The sequence below is a fragment of the Shewanella sp. 3_MG-2023 genome (assembly GCF_030548765.1).
Classification (GTDB): Bacteria; Pseudomonadota; Gammaproteobacteria; order Enterobacterales; family Shewanellaceae; genus Shewanella.
Genome location: NZ_JAUOSH010000012.1, coordinates 20509 through 43883, shown reverse-complemented (window position 1 = coordinate 43883; position 23375 = coordinate 20509). Strand labels below are relative to the sequence as shown.

Sequence of the window (23375 nt, the reverse complement as noted above, 5' to 3'; positions counted from 1 at the left end):
GAGCTTCACAATTCTGAATGATGATGACTTATGCCTGTGTTTGTTGAGGTTGCATTGCCCGTTCCCATGCGGCAAACCTTTAGTTACCAAATCCCTGAAGCCAACGTAGCACAAATAAAGCTTGGACTGCGGGTAAAAGTGCCTTTTGGTCGACAGCAACTAATTGGGCTTATTACTGCCATTAAAGATGGCTGCGACGTGCCAGCAAACAAGATTAAAGCTATCACTGAACTGCTGGATGATAAACCGTTACTGCCTGAAAGTTTGTACAAATTAACACTTTGGGCGGCAAGATATTACTTTGCCAGCCAAGGGCAAATGCTCAGCCAAGCCTTACCGGTTGCCCTGCGTAAAGGGTCAAGTGCTCAACCGCAGACTGTGACTGTATTTGCGTTAAACGAGCAAGGCAAGCAAGTCGATATCAGCGTGCTCAAAAGAGCGCCAGCACAAAAGAAATTATTCGAATTACTGCAGCAGTCGGCCATCAGCCAAGATGAATTTACCACCCAAGAGCTCAGTAAATTGGCCTTAAAAGCCCTTGAAGATAAAGGCTGGGTTGAGCGCCAACACATCACCAATGCCGCCGACTTAAGCTGGCGTCAACAATTGGTCATGACAGAAACCCCACTTAAACTTAATAAACAGCAAGCAGTGGCAGTATCTATCCTTAATCAGCAGCAAGGGTTTCATTGCAGTTTATTAGAGGGCATTACTGGATCTGGTAAAACCGAAGTCTATTTGTCAGTATTAGAAACTATCCTAAAGCAAGGTAAACAAGCGCTGATTTTGGTGCCTGAAATAGGCTTAACACCGCAAACCATTAACCGCTTTAAGCGCCGATTTGATGTCAATATTGCCGTTATTCACTCCGCATTAACTGACAACCAGCGTTTAGAGGCTTGGCGTCAGGCCCGTAGCGGTGAAGCCGCGATTATTATCGGCACTCGCTCGGCATTATTTACCCCAATGGCATATCCAGGGCTTATCATTCTTGATGAAGAACATGACAGCAGCTTTAAGCAGCAAGAAGGGGTGCGTTATCACGCCCGCGATTTAGCTGTTATGCGCGGCCACTTAGAAGATATTCAAGTGATTTTAGGTTCGGCAACGCCATCGCTAGAATCGCTACAGAATGCCATTTCAGGCCGTTATGCCCACTTAGAACTCGGCGAACGCGCAGGTGCAGCCCAAAAAGTGAAGCAAGGAATTATCGATATTCGCTCCCATCCGCTTAAGGCCGGCATGAGCGCCTCAATGATCAATGAAATGCGTATGCACCTAGATGCGGGCAACCAAGTATTACTATTTCTAAACCGCCGTGGCTTTTCGCCAGCCCTACTTTGTCATGAGTGCGGACATTTGCATGAATGCGATCGCTGCGATGCCTTTTTTACTGTTCATCAAGGTTTAAATGAAATCTGCTGCCACCATTGTGGCAATCAATATGCTATTCCTCATCAATGCCATGAGTGCGGCAGCACCATGTTAATGGGCCATGGCACCGGCACAGAGCAATTGGCACAAGCCTTAGCACAAGAGTTTCCCCAATATCCGGTAGTGAGGATCGATCGTGACACCACCCGCAGAAAAGGCTCATTAGAAAAACAGCTCAACGGCATTTTAAAAGGTGAATATAAAATTTTAGTGGGCACCCAAATGCTAGCTAAAGGGCATCATTTTCCAGATGTGACTTTAGTGGGATTAATGGATGTCGATGGCGCTTTATTCAGCGCTGACTTTCGAGCCCCAGAGCGCTTTGCGCAGCTATATACCCAGGTTTCAGGCCGCGCCGGCCGTGCTGATAAGCCCGGTAAAGTATTACTACAAACCCATCAAAGTGATAACCCCATATTAAGGGATTTACTGCAGCACGGTTATGGTAAGTTTGCCCGCGGGCAATTACTTGAGCGCCAACAAGCCCTGTTACCACCCGCTTGGCACATGGTGCTGCTTAGAGCCGATGCCCATTTAGCAGAAGATGCCGATAGCTTTCTCAATCAGGTGGCCAGCTTATTACCCCAAGATAAAGAGTTTGAAGTCATTGGCCCAATGCCTGCTCCATTGGATCGTAAAGCGGGCAAATACCGCCGCCAGTTATTATTCCAAGCTAAAAATAGACAACGATTACAACAGGTTTTTGAGCAAGTATTGCCAACCATTGAGGCATTGCCTGAAAGTAAAAAATGCCGTTGGAGCATTGACCGCGACCCGCAAGATTTAATGTAATCAGCTTGGCTTATTCTGCGATAAAATTCGCTTTGCTGAAATTTAAAAAAAATCTCGAATAAAAACACTATCGAGATAGCATTCGAGTATCAAAAGCGGCTAAAATAGTCGGTTACTCCTGTCTTTTACTTTAAGTTAGTGCTGATAAACGCCCATGAAATCACATATTGCATCTTTACTAGAACAAACCGTCGACTCTTTTAAGCAACAAGGCATTGTCCCAGCTGATTTTCAGGCTCGCATTCAAGTTGAGCGCACTAAAGATAAAACTCATGGTGATTTAGCCACTAACTTAGCGATGATGCTAACCAAAGTTGCTAAAAAGAACCCGCGCGATATCGCTCAACTAATCATCGACAACCTACCGGCATCTAGCCATGTGGCTAAAGTTGAAATTGCAGGCCCCGGTTTCATCAACTTCTTTATTGATGAAAATGCCTTAGCGAATCAACTGCAAGATGCATTAAACAGTGAGCATTTAGGGATCACCTTACCTGAATCACAAACCATTGTAGTTGATTACTCATCACCAAACCTTGCCAAAGAAATGCACGTAGGTCATCTACGTTCAACCATTATTGGTGACAGTGTGGTGCGCGCACTAGAATTTTTAGGCCATAAGGTCATTCGTCAAAACCATGTGGGTGACTGGGGCACTCAGTTCGGCATGCTACTGGCATATATGGAAGAGCTTCGCGCAGCTCATGGCGAACAAGCAGATCTTGAGCTATCTGATTTAGAAACTTTCTACCGTGAAGCAAAAGTACGTTTTGATGAATCAAGCGACTTTGCTACCCGCGCCCGTAACTTAGTTGTATCACTGCAATCAGGTGACGAATACTGCAATAAACTGTGGCGTGAATTTAATGATATTTCGTTAGCCCATTGTCATGACGTATACAAACGTCTTGGGGTGACCTTAACCCGTGAAGATGTTCATGGCGAAAGTGCTTACAACGATGATTTAGCCCAAGTGGTTACAGACTTAGCAGCTAAAGGATTATTAAGCGAAAGTAATGGCGCTAAAGTGGTATTCCAAGAAGAGTTTCGCACCAAAGAAGGCGAGCCTCTACCGGTTATTATTCAAAAAGCAGATGGCGGTTATTTATATGCCACCTCTGATTTAGCGGCAATGCGTTACCGCTCAAATGTATTAAAAGCCGATCGCGCCCTGTACTTTGTCGACTTGCGCCAAGCACTGCATTTCCAACAAGTATTCAAACTGGCTAAAACTGCCGGTTTCGTCCGTGAAGGTTTATCGCTAGAGCACACAGGTTTCGGCACCATGAATGGCCCTGATGGTCGTCCATTTAAAACCCGTAGTGGTGGCGTCGTTAAGTTAGTGGATTTACTCGATGAAGCAAACACTCGCGCCGTTGAATTAGTGCGTAGCAAAAACCCTGATATGGACGAAGAGACACTCCTTGAAGTGGCTCGCGTTGTAGGAATAAGCTCGGTTAAATATGCTGACCTTTCAAAAAACCGTGCCAGCGATTATATCTTTAGCTTTGAGCAAATGCTCAGCTTTGAAGGTAATACCGCTCCGTACCTACTTTATGCTTACACCCGTGTTGCAGGCATCTTTAAACGTGCAGCAGATGTTGACTTAAGTCAGGCTAAAATCGTGCTTGAACACGATAAAGAAAAGCAACTCGGCACTAAGCTTGCTCAGTTTGGCGAAGTATTAACTCGCATGACAGAAAAAGGCTTGCCACATGTTATGTGTGCCTATGTTTATGAGCTAGCCAGTGAATTCTCAAGTTTTTATGAAGCTTGCCCTGTGCTTGCCGCTGAAACTGAAGCGCAAAAACAAAGCCGTTTATTATTGGCGCAGTTAACTTCAAAAACCTTAAAAACCGGTTTGTCGCTGTTAGGCATCGAAACCTTAGAGCGTATGTAAATGAGCCGAGATTACGCTAATAAAAAGCCTAGTCCCAAAAAACGTTCGGCATCTAAAAAGAGAGGCGCAGCTCAGCAAAAGCGCTCTATTCCTTATTTGCCGACCTTGGTGGTCATTTTACTGTTAGGCGGTTTTGGTTATTTCTTGTGGTTTATCAGTGGTAGTTCTGATGATGCTACGCCTGAGTCAGCACCAGCAAGCCAAGTGGTTGAAAAGCCAACGCCAAAACCTGCGAAAAAAGACCCTAATGCCCTGCCGCCAAAGCCAACGGAGCAGTGGACTTATTTGGAAGAGCTAGAAAATAAAAGTATTGATATTGAAGTGCCAGAAGGTGCGATGAAGTCTCAAGGCCCTTACCAAATGCAATGCGCCTCATTTAGAAAGCTTGCTCAGGCTGAAGAAATGAAAGCCGTGATTGCCTTTCAAGGTCTAGAAGCCCAAGTGAGAGCGACCCAAGGCACGACTGGCGTGTGGCATAAAGTGATCTTAGGGCCATTTGAGTCAAAACGTGCCGCAGAGCGTGCCAGACATAAATTGCAGCGTGCTAGCATTAATGGCTGCCAAATTTGGCTATGGGAATACTAAACTTAGCGAAGTGAGAGTTCAGCCTCAGTAGCCAAGAACTTATAAACAACTCAAAAAAGACGCTAACATTGTTAGCGTCTTTTTTATTCCCTTGAATTTCTATTAACCACCCCCATATCTAGTTTATCAACCAGCAGCAGACTATTTTACGCTGCAGTCGTTAAGAGGATTTACCGTGACTACTATCGTTTCCGTTCGCCGCAATAATCAAGTTGTCATCGCAGGTGATGGCCAAGTATCCCTTGGCAATACCGTCATGAAAGGCAATGCACGTAAGGTGCGTCGCTTATACCAAAATAAAGTTATCGCAGGTTTTGCTGGCGGCACAGCCGATGCATTTACTCTTTTTGAGCGTTTTGAAACCAAGCTCGAAATGCATCAAGGCCATTTATTAAAATCAGCCGTTGAACTCGCCAAAGATTGGCGCACCGACAAAATGCTCCGCAACCTTGAAGCCATGCTTATTGTCGCCGACACCAAAGAATCATTAATCATTACCGGTAACGGCGATGTGGTTCAGCCTGAGCATGACCTAATTGCAATTGGTTCTGGTGGCAACTATGCCCACGCTTCTGCGCTAGCCTTATTACAAAATACCGATTTAAGTGCCCGTGACATTGCAGAAAAATCATTAACGATTGCCGGTGATATATGTGTATTCACCAACCAACATAAAACCGTTGAGCAAATCGACTACTAAATTAGCACGTAAGGAATTATCTATGTCTGAAATGACCCCACGCGAGATTGTCCATGAGCTAGACTCGCACATCATTGGTCAAAAAAATGCTAAACGTTCTGTAGCCGTTGCGCTTCGTAACCGTTGGAGACGCATGCAGCTTGAAGCCTCATTTCGCCAAGAAGTGACGCCAAAGAATATTTTAATGATTGGCCCAACCGGTGTCGGTAAAACTGAAATTGCCCGCCGCTTAGCAAAACTAGCTAATGCGCCTTTCATTAAAGTAGAAGCCACTAAATTCACTGAAGTGGGTTATGTCGGTAAAGAAGTTGAGCAAATCATCCGTGATTTAACTGACTCAGCCGTGAAAATGACCCGCGAACAGCAAATGAAAAAAGGCCGTCATCGCGCTGAAGAGCTTGCAGAAGAGCGCATTCTTGATGCCCTATTGCCTAAGCCAAAAGAAGACTGGGATACTGAAAAGAAAGATGATTCAAATACCCGTCAAATCTTCCGTAAGAAATTACGTGAAGGCCAGCTAGACGATAAAGAAATTGATATCGACTTAGCCGCGCCGCAAGTGGGTGTTGAGATCATGTCACCTCCAGGCATGGAAGAGATGACTAATCAGCTTCAAAGTATGTTCCAAAACATGGGGCAAACTAAAGAAAACCGTAAAAAGGTTAAAATTAAAGAGGCCTTCAAGCTGCTTATCGAAGAAGAAGCTGCAAAACTTGTCAATCAAGAAGACATGAAAGAGCAAGCTATCGACTTGGTAGAGCAAAACGGTATCGTATTTTTAGATGAAATCGACAAGATTTGTAAGCGCGGCGAAAGCTCAGGCCCTGACGTATCACGTGAAGGGGTACAACGTGACTTACTGCCATTAATCGAAGGTTGTACTGTGACCACTAAACACGGCATGGTCAAAACCGACCACATCTTGTTTATCGCCTCAGGTGCATTCCAGATGTCTAAGCCATCGGATTTAATCCCTGAGCTTCAAGGTCGTTTACCAATCCGTGTTGAGCTAAGTGCACTCACCGCTGATGACTTTAAACGTATTCTAACTGAGCCACATGCATCATTAACCGAGCAATATGTGGCGTTAATGGGGACTGAAGGCGTTAAAGTTGAATTTAGTGAATGTGGTATTGAACGCATTGCTAAAGCGGCGTGGCAAGTGAACGAGACCACTGAAAACATCGGTGCTCGTCGCCTGCATACTGTGATGGAAAAGCTGATGGAAGAGATTTCATATGACGCTTCAGAAAAATCAGGTAGCACCTTTGTAATTGATGCCGACTATGTCAATGATCACTTAGATGCCCTAGTAGAAGATGAAGACTTAAGCCGCTTCATTTTGTAGTGATTACTTAAGCTTATCTCAACCTAGCTGTGATCTATTACTAATTTAGCCTCACAGATATTAGGAAATTAAAGGTGAATAGTGCCACAATGGACTATCACCTTTTTTATTGTCTATCATTGCCAGCCAAGAGTATCTTAACGTTGCTGACAGTATTTTAAAGAGAGCAATGCCATGAACCAGCAAGCCAATAGCCCCGTTGTAACCAATCTTAAATTAAAGCGTAAATCTAAGTTACTTGAAGTGAGCTTTGAAAGCGGTGAAGTGTTTAATATCAGCTGCGAAATGCTACGTGTTCACTCCCCTTCAGCTGAAGTGCAGCGCCACGGCAATCCAATTTTGGTCACCCACAAGAAAAACGTCAATATCACTGCCATTGAGCCTGTAGGCAATTATGCAGTAAAAATCATTTTTGATGATGGTCATGATACCGGCTTGTTTTCGTGGAAGATTTTATTTGAATTGGGTAACCAACAAGTGGAAATCTGGGAACGTTATTTGGCTCGTTTACGTGCAGAGAAAGGTTCTCGTGAACCTTTGATTAATATGAATATTAAGTATTCATAAGATTAAATTAGGCATTACGCCTTTAATTGGATCTTGGTTTTAACTTCTAATTTTTACTCTATTTATTACGTAACTGCAAAATATTTAAACTGCTCTTATCAAGCCTTCCTGACTGTTTTAGAGACTAAATAATGGACCAGAAAACTGGTCCATTATTACTAGTAAAACTAACGTTTATTTAGGTTTACGTCTATTGAACACCAGAGGCGTCAACAACAATAATAGCCATGACATGCTACCACCTGATGACTTTTCTTTTTCAGGTTCAACATCAGGAATAGGTTTAGTCCCTTCTCCATTAATAGTGACTGTCACTTGTGCTGCAGCCTCTTCTTCACCATCAGAAACTGTATAACTGAATATTTCTGTTGCTGATTCGCCTTGGTACAACTCACTAAATTGACCATTAGGGCTGTAGGTTACAGTACCATCGTCATTATTAGTTACTAAACCTTTAAGCTCTGAGCTATCAATTTTGATCACCGATAAATCATCAGCGTCTGCGTCCGAATCGTTAGCAATAAGGTTAATTTGTACATCAGCGCCTTTAGTTGTTTCAGCAACATCCGCAATAGCTTCTGGGGCAGTGTTAATACCAACAATATTAATTGTTATATCTCCAGTACTTACAGCGCCTAGTTCATCAGTAATTGAATAAGTAAATAATTCAGTTGCGGTTTCACCTTTAATCAAGCTAGAGAACTGGCCATTAGGATCATAGGTTAAACTGCCATCACCATTATCGACTAATACACCATCAGAAGGAGATTGAGTGTTCGTCAATGTAAAGCTATGACCATCGGCATCAGCATCATTTAATAAAGGGCTTATCGTTACTGTCTTATCCTCATCCACTGAAACGCTATCTGGGTTTGCATCAGGAGAGGTATTAACTTTAACTGTAATGTCTATTTTACCCTCTACAAAGGCCCCCTTATTGTCAGTGACTGTATAAGTCAAGCTGTCGATTAACCTTGCACCTTCAGCTTCACTATCAAAAGCTGAACCTGGATCATAAGTTAATGTTTCGCCTACTAACGTTACTCCCCCTCTTAAAGATGACGTATCTACACTATCAATAACTAACGTGTCTCCATCTAAATCTGTGTCATTCTCTAACGGAGAGATTGATACTGTCTGACCGACCCAAACCATAGCAACATCATCATTAACTTCAGGCGCATAATTTGGCGGTACATCTGTGTTTAGTGGCTCACCAGCACTAACTATATAACCTCCAAAAGTTGCAGCTGAATCTTCATGACTAACAGAGACATATATCTTTGCTTCTAAGTCTGCTGAAGCTATTTTGAAATATAAATAATCCGTTGATGATGGATTGCTTACTACAGTGATACCTTCAGTAATAATGGTTAATCCATCAGATTTATAAATAGCTAATGATGGCAGCATATCTAAACTAAAGTCAGATACACGTACTACCATGTCTTTAGTCGTATCTATATTTTCAACAACATAAAAATCAACATCTCCCGCCAGATCGATCATGCCATCTATACCAGTATTATCAGCTTCAAGAGAAGTTGAATAAAAATAACTGTCATCGCCATCAGAATAAGGAATATCTGACACCACTAAGGAAGTTTTGGTAATACGAACAAAGTTTTCATCAATAGTAGGTAAAGCTTCCTCTTCTGGTTCAGAACCATCGAGTGTAGGGGTCAATAACCCAGTACTTGTATATTGAGCTTTACTGTCTGCATTATTAACATTTACCTCAACTTGATGTATACCATTAAGGCTATATGGTGCAATAGCTGAATAAATACCATCACCAGCAACTGCATCCCCCGCTAAACCATCATCAAGCATCGATAAAGTAGTTTCTCTTTGTGCTGGATCGATTATCGTAGCAATGACGTTGGCACCAGTAATCAATTTATCCTTGGTTAATGCCGTTGTTAAAATCATCGGATTAGGATAAGTCACGGCATTCCCAGCAAAACCTTCTACAGAAACAGTATAGCTACCTTGTAAACTTGGCTCCCCAATTACATTAACTGTTACGTCTACAGGATAATTTGTTTGATTATTTAAAACTTTTAGCTTCCATTGCCCATGCCCTAGCGACGCAATAATGCTGTTAGGGATATTAACATTACAAGATTGAGTCGATGACACCTGAGTACAGGCAAAATCTATACCAGACACCTCTGCATCATTAGCATCGATAAGTTTTAGTAAAATCTCATCAGGGTTACCATTATGGTTAATAAAGATATTGATATTATCTAACCCTGAATCAATATGTATTTCTTTTACAACACTGCTACCATTTGCAATGTTCATAGATGACGAGACAATGTTTTGGTTGTCTGTTGCAACAGCATTAGCTTGCAAAAAAGCATCAGTAATTTCAGCCAAGGTTGTTGGAGATGAAAAGTACTTGCCACCTGTTGAATTGGCTAATGTTAGCAGTGGTCCAGTTGGAGATGCAGAGCCATAACCAAAACTAAAAATAGGCACATTTGCTTGCTGATATTCAACTATAACTTCAGATTCACTAAATCTAGAACTGTTATCATCACCATCTGCTAGCAAAAATACCACTCCTGGTGCGCCACTACCGGAAGTATTTTGATAATTATTTAAATTAGTTAACGCAAGTTGGCTACCATCAAATAAAGCTGTACTTCCTGTTGAACGAATTGCGTCAATTGTATTTTTCAATGCGGGTTTAACGGTTGTATCTGCATTTGGAATTATTTGTATGGGGAAATCTTGGGTCGCTGTGCTAGAAAACGATACCAACCCCATTGCTGTGGTGCCTTCAGCAACTGCATCAACTAAAGTTATAGCTGCTTGTTTCGCGTTATTAATTGGAGAGCCGGACATGCTCCCTGAGCGATCTATCACGACCTGCATATCAATATCACCCTCAACCCAGACAAAGTTAAGTTGCTCTCTACAGGTCGCTTGCAAACCTGGCAACTCTTCTTTTAAAGGGGTTGCTAAGTCAGGTGCGTTGTTGGCGAGAGTGGTAAAACGAGTTCGATTTGGTTGCGCTGTTTTACGACCAGACTTAGGGTCATTTTTGGTATCTTGAAGTAAAACTTCCCAAGCACTTTTACCATAAACTCGACCTTGTGCTGTTCTGCTATGGTTACCAATAACGCTCGCAGTTGAATGATTCAGCCATTTCATTTCACCATTCACAGCTTGCCATTGATTACTCATAATTGAGTCCGTAGCAATATCTGTGCTTAATGTTCTACTGCTAATCCCTGTTGCAGAGTTGCCTTTATATTCATCGAATAATCCATATGCATAGTGGCCCCACTCATGAGCAAGGGTATAGCCAGCACCAACAGGGTTGCTTAACATATCATAATCAGTACCTGGCCCAGTACCATTAGGAAATACATCACCAAACCAGATGTGCATACCATTTGCACCAAAACCTGATGCATTAGCTCTAGGCCACTCTCTTGCGCCCCAAATAATATCTGACTTAGATCGATGCTTGTTCTCTCTAAAGATACTGACCTTGCCTAACTTATGTTCACCGTTAGATTGTTCACATATACCATCAGCAAAGTTTCCTAATATTTCTTCATACTGTTGTTGATCAGAGCCTTCAGGGTTGTTATGCAAAGAAACTGTAATATCAAATACAGCTTTGGCAGAGCTATTACTTTTTTGCTGAACAGCTTGCAGCTGTGAAGCAACTAAAACTTTCGCCTCATAATTTTCTGATTCAGTGTTAACCCTTGAGAGCCAACTATTAGCTGCCATTGCCGATGTAGACCCTAGCGCTAAGCCTATACATAAAGCGCTTTTACTAAAACTAAACTGCTTCATTCTATTTCCTTTTAGATAGTAACAATATTTGAAAAGTATGATTTCCCTCATTAACAATCAGCTGTTTATGTTCCTGTAACTGATTTGCAATTCTAGGAAGTAAAACCCTGAATTTTTTTAATGAAGTAAGTTGAAACACTCGATCAAATAGAATATGACCGAGTAATTGGTGATCTGGTAAAATATCCGAATGGATTTTAGAAATCATGACACTAGCCTCAAGAGCTAATTCACTTGCATCGATATAAGTCGAGGCTACAGCGGTTGGGCTAATTGAACAACTTTCTAGGGTTTGGCCAGTTATTGTATATTTGTATGCGAAACCTGTATTAGGGTTAGATAAGGTATTATCAAGGCAACTGATATCTAGTGGTGGATTCAATAGAATGCGGTGAGACAAAAGCACTTGATTAGAATCAAATTCGATTAATTCAAATCTAGCGTTATTTTGCTCGCCTACTATTTGAGTTGTGTAATAACGTGTTATGTCTAATGGGGAATTAAAAACATACACTACTCTAGCTGAAGCTGAGCTGCATAAAACAAAAAGCAAAATACCCAAAAGTGTAAAAAACACTCTAATCATCCTTGAAAACCGATTTAATTCCATGTAATTACAAAATGTTAACAGACTACAACAATAAATCAAAGTGTCTCAAGTAATGATCGCAACATTAATTTTAAATTACATTTTAATTGACTCCATATAATTCAATCAAAATATCGATATTCCAATCTATCATCACAAGCATGGGTGATCAAAGAGGGGGATTGCTGTTGTTTCCCCTCTTGGTCGGGTGTGGGTGGATAACCCACGACTTTTTCCAAACGCAGTTTGGACATTTCAGTATCAGCTTAATAAAGTGAAACTGATCACCTTACTTGAATTATTTATAAATCATAGTCCCAGCTGGCTAAGTAATATTTTATCAAAAATGACACGTTTCTAACGAGAGTTCTGGGCGAACTTGATTATCTTGATAAACTCTTTGAACCAAAATATTAAAATGTAGTATATTATTATCAATATCTTATATACGAAAACCCTTCAAGTTAGGCGTTAATTATTAACAGAGTTTTCTCAAGCAAGAGTGACCCCATGTCAAAAATCAATTTATTCAAACCTCTAGAATGGTATATGTATGCTCAAGGATACCTTCTTGTCGGATGGCTATACTTTCAAATAGTGATATAACCCATGGCAATTGGTGCCATTATCAACTTATTCATTTTAGATATGCTTGGCTTAGAAGGCATGTTTTCAACCTTATATCTTTCACTATTTCTAGGTTTCATTGCTGGCTTAATTTGGGCTGAACGCATAAGAAGAACCATTGGAATTCTGACTTTTCACTCCTATTTGCTCTCAACACCTGAAATTGAAGGTTGGCGAAATATACAAAAGTAATTTATCTCGCCCATTAAAAATGCCAGCTTAATCGCTGGCATTTTTCAGTTGACGCTTTTAAACGTCAGTCATCTTTTTAAAGATTAAAGCGCAGTTTGGAAAATCACGCTGTCAGCTTTCTTAGTGTAAGAATCAATTTGATCAAAGTTCAAGTAACGGTAAGTATCAGCTGCAGTTGCATCTAACTCTTTCGCGTATTCTTGGTACTCAGCAGGAGACGGTAGACGGCCTAACAATGCCGCTACTGCTGCTAACTCAGCTGATGCTAAGTACACATTTGCACCTGTACCTAAACGGTTAGGGAAGTTACGTGTTGACGTTGAAACAACGGTCGCACCTTCAGCAACACGTGCCTGGTTACCCATACACAGTGAACAACCCGGGATCTCGATACGCGCACCAACACGGCCAAAGATCGCGTAGTAACCTTCTTCAGTTAACTGGTCTTTATCCATCTTAGTTGGCGGTGCAATCCATAGACGCGTTGGCAAGGTCGTTGCAAACTTCTCTAGCATTTTACCGGTTGCGCGGAAATGACCAATGTTAGTCATACAAGAACCAACGAATACTTCGTCAATTTTTGTTTCTGCAACTGATGATAGTAATACCGCATCATCTGGATCGTTTGGCGCACAAAGAATTGGCTCTTTGATATCGTTCAAATCGATTTCAATAATTTCAGCATATTCAGCATCTGCATCTGCTTCCATTAGCTCTGGGTTTGCTAACCACTCTTGCATCGCTGTAATACGACGCTCGATGGTACGGCGGTCACCATAACCTTCAGAAATCATCCACTTCAACATCACGATGTTAGAGTTTAGGTATTCAATGATTGGCTCTTTATCTAGCTTAATCGTACAACCTGCAGCACTTCGTTCTGCTGATGCATCAGATAATTCGAATGCTTGTTCAACTTTAAGTTGCTCAAGACCTTCAATTTCTAATACGCGGCCAGAGAAAGCGTTAATTTTGCCTTTCTTCTCTACCGTTAACAGACCCATTTCAATGGCTTTAAGCGGGATAGAATGAACTAGGTCACGTAAGGTGATACCTGGTTGCATTTCACCTTTAAAGCGCACCAAAATTGACTCTGGCATATCAAGAGGCATAACACCTGTTGCAGCAGCAAATGCTACTAGGCCAGAACCGGCTGGGAATGAAATACCGATTGGGAAACGGGTATGTGAATCACCACCAGTACCAACGGTATCAGGTAGTAACATTCGGTTTAACCAAGAGTGAATAACCCCGTCGCCTGGACGCAGTGCAACACCGCCACGATTCATGATGAAATCAGGTAAGGTGTGGTGAGTGTTCACATCGATAGGTTTAGGATAAGCCGCAGTGTGGCAGAAAGACTGCATGGTTAAATCGGCGCTAAAGCCCAAACATGCTAAATCTTTCAGTTCGTCACGGGTCATTGGGCCTGTGGTGTCTTGTGAACCAACCGACGTCATTTTAGGTTCGCAGTATTGACCTGGGCGAATACCTTTAACACCACATGCTTTACCAACCATTTTTTGTGCCAGCGTAAAGCCTTTATTGGTTGCAACCACATCTTGTGGGCGAACAAACACTTCAGAAGCCGCAAGGCCTAATGTTTCACGGGCACGGTCAGTTAACCCGCGGCCAATGATCAATGGAATACGGCCACCAGCACGTACTTCATCAAGCAGTACCTCGGTTTTTAGCTCGAACGTAGAGATAACTTCATCGCTACCGTTACGCTTAACGACGCCTTCGTATGGATAGATGTCGATAACATCGCCCATGTTCATCTTGTCTACGTTAAGCTCGATTGGTAGCGCGCCTGCATCTTCCATGGTGTTGAAAAAGATAGGGGCAATTTTACCACCTAAGCAGAAACCACCTGCACGCTTGTTTGGCGCATAAGGGATATCATCGCCCATGAACCATAGTACTGAGTTAGTCGCTGATTTACGTGAAGAGCCGGTACCAACAACATCACCCACATAAACAAGCGGGTAACCTTTGCCTTTAAGGGCTTCGATTTCTTTAACTGGACCAACAGTGCCAGCAACATCAGGTACAATACCGTCACGGGCATTTTTCAGCATCGCTAAAGCATGTAATGGGATGTCTGGACGAGACCATGCATCAGGAGCCGGAGACAAGTCATCTGTGTTTGTCTCGCCTGATACTTTAAATACGGTCAAGGTGATCTTTTCAGCTAATTTAGGACGGTTTAAGAACCATTCTGCTTCGGCCCAAGACTCAACAACTTGCTTAGCAAAAGCATTACCTTTTTGCATTTTTTCTACCACGTCGTGGTAGGCATCAAACATCAATAAGGTGTTTGATAACGCAGTAACCGCGATTGGCGCAAGTGCATCATTATCTAATTGAGCGATAAGCGGTTCAATGTTGTAACCGCCCTGCATGGTACCTAATAGCTCGGTAGCACGCTCAGCTGAAAGGATGGGTGACGATACAGCGCCTTGAGCCACTGCATCTAAGAATGCTGCTTTTACGTAGGCAGCTTCATCAACACCTGGGGGAATACGATTCTCTAATAAGTCAAGAATCACGGCCTCTTCACCAGCAGGCGGCGTCTCAACTAACTTCACTAATTCAGCCACTTGTTGTGCATCTAATGGCTTAGGGACAACACCCTCTGCAGCACGTTCTGCGACGTGTTTACGATATGCTTCTAGCACGGCAACATTCCTCTTTGTTATTGCGCCTAACAGCGAAACTGAACGTCATTCAATATAGAGAATGACCATTCCACAGGTTCGGGCTTGAAATCCGACCCGTAGTATACTACAGGTTTGCAAAAGTATGAATTAGATCACACTCTATCGGAGGCGAAATCTATCTGAATTTTGAGTTCGATGGCTAATTTACAGCTCACTTTAAACAAATAAAATTAGACGATAGTTTAAAACATTATAAAAAATGATTTAATTCAATATATTAAATAATACATACAATTTAAACTTAACCGAGTCTACTTCAGCAAATTGTCGCTATTTTTTTGCAATTATTTTGACTGTTAGGCATAGTTATTTGGCTAATATTAATCACTTGCACCCACCAACATACTTATTCAACCTTATTGCTTAGATATTCAAAACAGTAAACAGGACTATTATGACATTGATAAAAATTAACGCGGTTATTTTTGATATGGATGGGGTCATTATTGATACCGAGCCCGCTTGGCAACGAGTCGAGGTGGCAGTATTAAGTCAATTGGGCGTGCCTATCACTCTTGCTGATGCCGAAAAAACCACCGGCATGAGAATTGATCTTCTGGTCCACTATTGGTATCAAAAATACCCTTGGCCTGAGTATGATAATCAAGCGGTTTCCCAACAAATTATTGATGGGGTTATTCACTTTATTGAAACTGAAGGCAAGCCGATGCAGGGGGTAGTGGCAGCATTACAAGCTTGTCAGCAGCAAGGGCTAAAAATTGGCTTAGCTACCTCATCGTCCAGTGACTTAATTGCTGCAGTAATGAATAAACTGGCTATTAGGGATTATTTTGAGGCCATAGCCTCTGCCGAAAAGCTGCAATATGGCAAACCCCACCCTGAGGTTTATGTAAATTGTGCCACGGCCTTAGGCGTTGAGCCTGCAACGTGCTTAGCTATTGAAGACTCATTTAATGGCCTGATCGCAGCAAGAGCGGCAAGCATGCAAACGGTGGCAATCCCTGCGACTGAATTCGCCGGTCAGTCTCGCTGGCAAGTGGCTCACCACCAGCTAGCACATTTAGGTCAGCTTAAATCATTGATTGAAAATATCTAGTAGTAGTGTCTTGCTAACATCTGCCATAAAAAAAGCTGCCTTATCTAAAGATACGGCAGCTTTTTATATTCAAACTGAACAATTAAAAGTTTTTACCTAAAAATAAGTAAAACGATTGCTCGCCAGTATCTGTCAAACCAAAGCCAAGTGCGGCAGGACCCCAGCTGGTATCAGTGCCTAAATATAAGCTACCTGCATAGATAAGGTCATCAAAGTCCACTGCATCACGATTAGTCCACACATTACCCGCTTCAAAGCTAGTACCTATGTATAACGGCACATCACTGAGTAACACATCTCGGCCTAAATCATATTGATAAATCAAGGCGCCAAAGGCTTTATGGGCACCTGCCAATGCGCCTTTATGAAAACCTGACAGATTTAAAAAGCCACCGAGCTCTGCAACATGTAAAGTAAAATCACGGTCCACATCAACGGTGGCTAAAGCGACTTTACCTACAATGGCATGGTTACCTAGCTTAAGCGCCCCTTTCCAATCCGCTTCAAACTGCCAAGATAGTTCATCAGAGTCATTAATAACCGCGCCTTTATAATCTTCATTTCTTACCGAGGCCGTAAACGTTAACCGCTGCCCTTCTGTAGGGAAACTAATGCTATTTAAGGTGTCAAAACTAAAGGAAAAATAGCCGCCATAAGAGCCATATTCAAGATCTTGGGCAGAAACGGCTTTATTACTTAAATCACCAATTTCACCCACTGCGCCAATCTCAATTAATCCAGCGTGGGAATAGTTATAACCCACTCCAAATGCCAATTGATTTAGGGTGTTTTTAAGCTCAAAGACTCGGTTGTTATCATCATAATAATCCCAGTTTTTGATCTCAAATTCGTATTTAGAACGAATGTAGAAGTCTTGGTCTCTGTCTAATGGCTGATAAAATTCTGAGCTAACTCGCTTGTCGTAACCTAACTGAACTTCGTTACGCCACTCACCGCCATTATCAGTCAGCTCACCCATGGTATAAGCCAGACTAAGGGTAATGGCTGAATCTAAGGTAAAGTCATCTTCCCAGTTAAAACCGGCGTCAAAATAATTTGGCCCCCAGGATTTGGCATGGGTGGTCACTGTTAATATGCGTCCAGCTTCTGTGTCTTCAAACTCGGCATCAACACGCTGAAACTTATTAAGGGAATAAAGCCGTTTTATGCCCTCGTCTAAGGCTTCTTTGGTGATCACTGTGCCTTTTTTAAGAGCTAACTCTTCATCTAACAGGCTTTCACTCACTCTAGATTGATTATCAAATACAATCTTAATCACTGGGCGGTTAACTTGATTAACTAGTAGTAATTTGGCGCGTTGTTTATTGTCTTGATAGGCCTGATATTCTTCAGCGCTGACACTTAAATGTGTCAACATTGGCAGCGCTGCTTCGCCCGCCACTGTGCCGGCAGCTAATGCGTCAGGCATGATATCAAAGTCAGTGGTGCTCATGTCATCAATCGCAGGACGGATCAGCACATCATCATCGGTTAATAATGTTTTTTGATGCTCTGTGGTGGCTTTGGTCAAAATGGTTGAAAGCTGCTCCAACACCGCAATCGTGCCATTAAGTTGCTCTTTGCTGGCCAATGGTGAGCCAATATCAATGGCAATGACCACATCTGCGCCCATGGCTTTAATGACATCGACAGGCATGTTATTTGAGATGCCACCATCAACCAGTAGCTTGCCGTCTATTTCAGCCGGTTGTAATGCCCCGGGTACCGTTGCAGAGGCTTGCATGGCTTTAACGATACTGCCTTGAGCTAATACCACTGCATGACTAGTAACTAGATCAGTTGCCACAGCGCGATAAGGAATAGCTAGATCATCAAAATCGCCAAATTGCTCTACCACATCAGTTGATGAACGTAATAGTTGCGACATGGTTTGGCCAAGTAATAAGCCACTGGGGACGGCTAAGCCGCCATCTTTATAACCTACGTTAATGGGGATATTAAATTTGTCGCGGTGTTGTTTATCGCGGTAAGTAAGTACTTCTCGAGGAATGGTATCTGAGTAGCCATCAGCCCAAGGGGAGTTAAGCATAATGTGTTCGATTTCTGCGGCGCTATAACCTAAGGCATACATGCCGCCGACGTAGGAGCCGATACTGGTACCAGTAATATAATCAACCGGAATGCGATGCTGCTCTAACACCTTAAGCACCCCAATATGCGCCGCGCCTTTTGCGCCGCCACCACTTAATACTAATCCCACTGACTGGCGTTCTTTAGCCATTAAGTTGTGTGAAAATAAACTGAGTAGTAACAGCAGTGCAATCTTACGGCCCATATAAAGCATCCTATCTTTAATCATGATCTACCGCGTCATTCTAACAGAGAAAACTCACATGAATAAAACCTTTATAACTTACTGTTAACCATGCGAACTTCGCTTTATTACAGCTTTTTCCCAATCCCGATAAACTTATCCAGCTCAGCCTTTGGCATAGGTTTGGCAAAGAAATACCCTTGGATGATATAACAACCTCGGCTAAAAACTTGCTCCATTTGTGCGTGAGACTCTATCCCTTCTGCGACCACCTGTAATTTTAGGTTTCTTGCCAGTTCAATAATACTGCTCACAATGGCTTGATCAGCTTCATTAGTAGCAATATCAATTAAGAAGGAGCGATCGATTTTTAAGGTATTCACCTCAAAGCTTCTTAAATACGCCAGTGATGAATAACCGGTGCCAAAATCATCGATGGCCACCTCAATACCAAGCTGCTTAAGCTGGGTTAAATGCGATCTTGCCACCTGCAGCTCTTTCATCAACACCCCTTCGGTAATTTCCATAGCAAGGCACTTTGCCGGCATACCAGTATCGGCTAAGGTCGCTTTTAAATTCTCAATAAAATCAACTTGTCTAAACTGCACTGCAGACACATTGACTGACAGCTGAAAAGGCTGGTCGTAAAGGGCATGCCATCTTGCACCATCGATACAGGCTTGGCGCAGCACCCAGCGATCTATATCAATAATTAATCCACAAGATTCAGCCACCTTGATAAAGATATCTGGCCGAATAAAGCCCTCGATAGGGTGACGCCAGCGGAGCAGCGCTTCCATCCCTACAAATTTATCACCTTGGAGTATGTCTACCTGAGGTTGGTAATAAAGCTCAAAGTCGTTATTTTCGATGGCGCTACGTAAGTCAGCTTCAATTTTCAAATGATATTGCGCTTCAGCATTGCGCTCAGCAGAGTAATATTGAAAGTTACCTCGGCCTTCTTCTTTGGCGTGATACATGGCTAAATCAGCATTTTTAATTAAGGTTTCAGAATCTTGGCTATCTTCAGGCCACATGCTGATACCAATACTGGTTGAAACAAAAAACTCACGGCCAAATAATTTAAACGGCGTAGCAAACCTTTGTAAAATTTGCTCAGCAATCAAATTTATCTGATCAATAGAATCAGCATTTCGAACCAATATGACAAACTCATCACCACCAAAACGGCAAACCAGATGATCATCACCAACACTATTTTTTAAGCGTTTAGCCGCTTCAACGAGTAAAGCATCCCCCATGCTATGACCATAAGAGTCATTGACGTGCTTAAAGCGATCTAAATCCAAAAACAATAATGCTAACTTTTCATTAGTGTGGCTAGCTTGCTCAATAATCTGTTGTAACTGACGAGTAAACATCGCTCGATTAGCAAGGCCTGTAAGCACGTCATTATTGGCTAAGTGCCGTAAATTAGACTCGTATTGTTTTCGCTGGGTAATATCTGAAAACACCACCACATAGTGCTGTGAGATATCGCGCTTATCAGACATTTTAGAGATATTAGCCCAAACAGGAAAATGTTCATTATTCCCCCGTTTAAAGCTTAACTCGCCATTCCATGAGCGGCTATTTTGCAATAAATCATCGATATTTTTGGAGCCATGATCCACATACAATAATGACTCAAACCCCCTTCCATCAAGTGCTTCATGCTTGCTGGTAAAGATAGTTGCAGCTGCGGTATTTAGTAATTTCACCCGCTTGCGACTATCAAGAATTAACATGCCTTCTGAGGTGTTTTCAAATGCCTTGGCAAACAAATCAATTTCATTTTGAAGCTCACGTTGCTCAGACACCTCAGTATAAATACCGGCAACTTGCTCTAATTGCCCTGTAGTCTGATTGCGGGTAACTGCGCGGCCTCTGATGCGCAGCCAACCAATAGCCTCTTCACCACGGTGATACCTAAATTCTACATCAATGGTTTCTTTATCGCCCTTTAACAAAGCTCGCCATTGCTGCTGGAGGTTATCTTTATCGGCGGCAACAATCGGTATATCAGGCACGAGATAAGATAACTTTCTTCTCTCACCCAACAGACCCGATTTATTATCAAATTGGATTTGGTTAGTGCTAGCTTGCCACTCCCATAAATCTGAATCGCTACCGCGCAGTGATTGACGTAATTTGTCTTCACTTTCCCTTAATGCCTGATTAATACCAATAACACGGTTTATTTGTTTTTTACGAAGCCATAAAGAGGTAAATACCCCAAAAAGAATGGCAAAAAGCACTAAGGCTTTAAACCACTGTGACGCCCACCAAAATTGTTCAACCTTAAAACTAAATTGAAACGGACTGCTTGCCCACACCCCATGCTGTTTATGCAATAGCTCTAGGGTATATTCACCCGCTTTTAAGTCAGCAATATTAATCTGAGTTTGGCCTTGCAGATAAATATACTGGCTATCTAAGCTATTATGCTCATGAAGCAAACGGTACTTTAAGCTGATTGGCGTTTCATTCACGTAGTCGAAAGTGGTTATTTGAAAACTGATTAAGTTAGCCCCAGGGCGCACTAAGTTAAAGGATTCAGGTATCAAGTGATACTCTGTATTGTCCTCATAGTAAATCGCAATGGACTCAAGGGCGATATCATCATTACTTACTCGAGGTGCAAGCTTATCAATATCAACTAACATCGCCCCATTAGGGCCGCCAATATATAAGCCTGCATTAGGGTCATAATAAGCTGCTGACTCATTAAACTCATTACCAATAAATCCATCGCTAGTAAAAAATACATCAATGGCTTTTGTCTGTTTATTTTGTCTAATGACCGAAGAGCTGCAGCCAACCAAATGATCTTTTTCAGTTTGCTCGATAAAGTAAATCGTCGGGCAATCAACATGCCAATAGTCACTCATGGATGAAATCTCATGGGTTTGGGTGTCAAAAACAATGACCCCATTTTGGCGAGTCCCTAACCACAGGGTTGTATTATCAACTTGGTGGATATTAGTAATCATAATATCCTTGTGGTTAATGCCTAACGCTGCGTTTAATGAAGTGACATTATTATTGCTATCTATATAGCCAAATAGACCTGCGCCACCGATCCACAGACGATCATGATTTTCACGGAAAAAACTTCGAATGTTCACTGAGTGGGATAGAAGAATATGCTCTGTCGGTGACACAGTGACGATATTGTCTAACCCTGGCTGCCAATAATAAACATCATTATCTGCTCCCCACCAAACCCTGCCGCTAAACAGTGGGTCTGCATAGGAGTTAAATAACAATTTACCTTTTAGCGAGTCACTTGATGCAGCAAAATGGCTAAAATCAACTTGCTGATCAGTTTGTTTGTTAATGACAAACAGTCCACTGGTTGTTGTTACCACAATATGCTGATTATCAAGCTCATTAACTCCGTAAATTGAATCTCTCGCTTCAAAGCCTGCAGGGATAAGATATTTTGAAGTCTTGGTTGATTTATCAACAATGGTCAAGCCACCATCACCGCCGAGCCAAACTTTATCTTGCTCGGCATAAATACTCCAAATCATGTCATCTTCAATTTGATAAGTTGATGAATGAGTGAAACTTTCCAATAAAAATTCAGGAGCTATTGCCAGTAACACTAAACCTTCGCCTGCGCCGCCAAGCCAAATTAAACCATCGTCATCAACAGCCATATCGTCGATATAATCAACGTCAGCATCATTTTTTAATTCCTCTTTATATGAAATTGCCTTCGATGATTGCTTATCCCATGAAAATAGCCCACTTCTGGTATAAAGCCACAAATGACCACGACTACCTTCAACCGCGCCACGAATATCAAAAGGAAGCGCAGTGGTAGCAGTCATCCGATAGCTTTGAAGGGTTAGCTCATATAAGCCTTTGTTACTTAAGATCCAAATACGCTGTTCAGCATCTACAAATAGCTTTTTAATCAACATATTATCTATAGGTCGCTTAACTTGTTTTATCAATTCGCCCCAGGCATTTTTTATCACAACTTCATAGGCGGATGAGTAAATATAGCGGCCATCACTTAGCTGATTAACACTATTCCATTGCAATGTCTTATCCAATTCTTGGGCTGTTAGCGCTGAGATTGACAATGAATTCACATCAAACTCAAGCACCTGACCTAAACGGGTAAGCAGAATTAAGTTACCATTATCTAGACGTGTTTCGTCAACAATAGAATCATCACTAGTTATGAGGCCGGCAATAATGTCATCTGAAAAACGATTGAGTTTAATATCGTAGAGGTAAAGCGATGTGCCAGAAGCGACTAGAAGGCGCTGAGAAGTCACCTTAGCGATAAGATGAATGTTTTCTGCAGCTAATGCATTATCACTATCAGGTTGATCAATGCGGCGGGTAACAGTATCGCTAACACGAAATACTCCCTGCTCAGTTGCCAGCCAAACATAGCCATAATCATCAAATGCAATGTCATTGATAGTGTAATTAACCAGGCCATCTTTGATATTAAATAAACGTTGGACAAGATCGTCAGCCACGCTTGGAAAGCTGCAACTAAGGGTAAGAACGACCAAGGTGAGAAACGATTTAATTCCTTTTATCATTATGACTGGGTTACTCTTTTATTGATTTTATTATGCTAAGCGCTTCTATGTGAACCTATATGGCTTTATGCCTGCAACAACAAAAACAATTAAATTTAATACAATATTTGAATATATCACCTAAAAGTAAATTTAGAGCAAAAAAAAGCACCTCGAAAGGTGCTTTAATACAAATTGCTACAAATAGCTACAA

The 23375-nt window shown here is 41.9% G+C and carries 13 protein-coding genes; 8 read left to right on the top strand and 5 right to left on the bottom strand.

What is annotated here, in order from left to right:
* Positions 1-30: 30 nt before the first annotated feature.
* The 6 genes from priA to Q4591_RS08760 all read left to right on the top strand — a co-directional run bounded on the left by priA (position 31) and on the right by Q4591_RS08760 (position 7326).
* The gene (gene priA / locus Q4591_RS08785) at positions 31-2226 is read left to right on the top strand and encodes a primosomal protein N' (protein ID WP_303460593.1); all 2196 of its coding nucleotides are present in this window, start codon (positions 31-33) and stop codon (positions 2224-2226) included.
* Positions 2227-2380: 154 nt separating this feature from the next.
* A complete protein-coding gene (argS, locus tag Q4591_RS08780) occupies positions 2381-4126 on the top strand; it encodes an arginine--tRNA ligase (RefSeq protein ID WP_303460591.1) in 1746 nt (581 codons plus the stop codon).
* Positions 4127-4711 (top strand): SPOR domain-containing protein, encoded by a 585-nt coding sequence (locus tag Q4591_RS08775; RefSeq protein ID WP_102440019.1) that lies wholly within the window; start codon positions 4127-4129, stop codon positions 4709-4711.
* Between the two features lie 175 nt (positions 4712-4886).
* The gene (hslV, locus tag Q4591_RS08770) at positions 4887-5411 is read left to right on the top strand and encodes an ATP-dependent protease subunit HslV (RefSeq protein ID WP_076538501.1); all 525 of its coding nucleotides are present in this window, start codon (positions 4887-4889) and stop codon (positions 5409-5411) included.
* A gap of 22 nt (positions 5412-5433) precedes the next feature.
* Positions 5434-6759 (top strand): ATP-dependent protease ATPase subunit HslU, encoded by a 1326-nt coding sequence (hslU, locus tag Q4591_RS08765; RefSeq protein WP_102440020.1) that lies wholly within the window; start codon positions 5434-5436, stop codon positions 6757-6759.
* A 174-nt stretch (positions 6760-6933) separates the two neighbouring features.
* Positions 6934-7326 carry a gamma-butyrobetaine hydroxylase-like domain-containing protein gene (locus Q4591_RS08760; protein ID WP_102440021.1) on the top strand — a complete coding sequence of 131 codons (393 nt, stop codon included), beginning with the start codon at positions 6934-6936 and terminating at the stop codon, positions 7324-7326.
* Between the two features lie 174 nt (positions 7327-7500).
* On the opposite strand, the gene Q4591_RS08755 is transcribed toward Q4591_RS08760, so the two are convergent.
* Both Q4591_RS08755 and Q4591_RS08750 read right to left on the bottom strand, forming a co-directional pair.
* Positions 7501-11148: a tandem-95 repeat protein gene (locus tag Q4591_RS08755; protein ID WP_303460588.1), complete on the bottom strand. Its 3648-nt coding sequence runs from the start codon at positions 11146-11148 to the stop codon at positions 7501-7503.
* Between the two features lies 1 nt (position 11149).
* Positions 11150-11725 (bottom strand): hypothetical protein, encoded by a 576-nt coding sequence (locus tag Q4591_RS08750; RefSeq protein ID WP_303460586.1) that lies wholly within the window; start codon positions 11723-11725, stop codon positions 11150-11152.
* Positions 11726-12346: 621 nt separating this feature from the next.
* On the opposite strand from Q4591_RS08750, the gene Q4591_RS08745 reads away from it, so the two are divergent.
* Positions 12347-12556 carry a hypothetical protein gene (locus Q4591_RS08745; RefSeq protein WP_102440024.1) on the top strand — a complete coding sequence of 70 codons (210 nt, stop codon included), beginning with the start codon at positions 12347-12349 and terminating at the stop codon, positions 12554-12556.
* 83 nt (positions 12557-12639) lie between these two features.
* Here Q4591_RS08745 and acnB read toward each other — a convergent pair whose 3' ends face one another.
* Positions 12640-15237 (bottom strand): bifunctional aconitate hydratase 2/2-methylisocitrate dehydratase, encoded by a 2598-nt coding sequence (gene acnB, locus Q4591_RS08740; protein ID WP_303460582.1) that lies wholly within the window; start codon positions 15235-15237, stop codon positions 12640-12642.
* Between the two features lie 436 nt (positions 15238-15673).
* On the opposite strand from acnB, the gene hxpB reads away from it, so the two are divergent.
* Positions 15674-16336: a hexitol phosphatase HxpB gene (gene hxpB, locus Q4591_RS08735; protein WP_102440026.1), complete on the top strand. Its 663-nt coding sequence runs from the start codon at positions 15674-15676 to the stop codon at positions 16334-16336.
* An 82-nt stretch (positions 16337-16418) separates the two neighbouring features.
* Here the strand turns inward: hxpB and Q4591_RS08730 are convergent, their stop codons facing one another.
* Together Q4591_RS08730 and Q4591_RS08725 are read right to left on the bottom strand one after the other, a co-directional pair.
* Positions 16419-18632, bottom strand: coding sequence for a patatin-like phospholipase family protein (locus Q4591_RS08730; protein WP_102440027.1), 2214 nt, complete (start codon positions 18630-18632; stop codon positions 16419-16421).
* A 107-nt stretch (positions 18633-18739) separates the two neighbouring features.
* On the bottom strand, positions 18740-23182 hold the full coding sequence (locus Q4591_RS08725; RefSeq protein WP_303460579.1) for an EAL domain-containing protein: 4443 nt from the start codon (positions 23180-23182) through the stop codon (positions 18740-18742).
* Positions 23183-23375: the final 193 nt, after the last annotated feature.

Bases quoted from the DNA above. Each gene is read 5' to 3' on its own strand.
- priA (WP_303460593.1), top strand. From the start codon at position 31: ATGCCTGTGTTTGTTGAGGTTGCATTGCCCGTTCCCATGCGGCAAACC.
- argS (WP_303460591.1), top strand. From the start codon at position 2,381: ATGAAATCACATATTGCATCTTTACTAGAACAAACCGTCGACTCTTTT.
- Q4591_RS08775 (WP_102440019.1), top strand. From the start codon at position 4,127: ATGAGCCGAGATTACGCTAATAAAAAGCCTAGTCCCAAAAAACGTTCG.
- hslU (WP_102440020.1), top strand. From the start codon at position 5,434: ATGTCTGAAATGACCCCACGCGAGATTGTCCATGAGCTAGACTCGCAC.
- Q4591_RS08760 (WP_102440021.1), top strand. From the start codon at position 6,934: ATGAACCAGCAAGCCAATAGCCCCGTTGTAACCAATCTTAAATTAAAG.
- Q4591_RS08755 (WP_303460588.1), bottom strand. From the start codon at position 11,148: ATGAAGCAGTTTAGTTTTAGTAAAAGCGCTTTATGTATAGGCTTAGCG.
- Q4591_RS08745 (WP_102440024.1), top strand. From the start codon at position 12,347: ATGGCAATTGGTGCCATTATCAACTTATTCATTTTAGATATGCTTGGC.
- hxpB (WP_102440026.1), top strand. From the start codon at position 15,674: ATGACATTGATAAAAATTAACGCGGTTATTTTTGATATGGATGGGGTC.
- Q4591_RS08730 (WP_102440027.1), bottom strand. From the start codon at position 18,632: ATGGGCCGTAAGATTGCACTGCTGTTACTACTCAGTTTATTTTCACAC.
- Q4591_RS08725 (WP_303460579.1), bottom strand. From the start codon at position 23,182: ATGATAAAAGGAATTAAATCGTTTCTCACCTTGGTCGTTCTTACCCTT.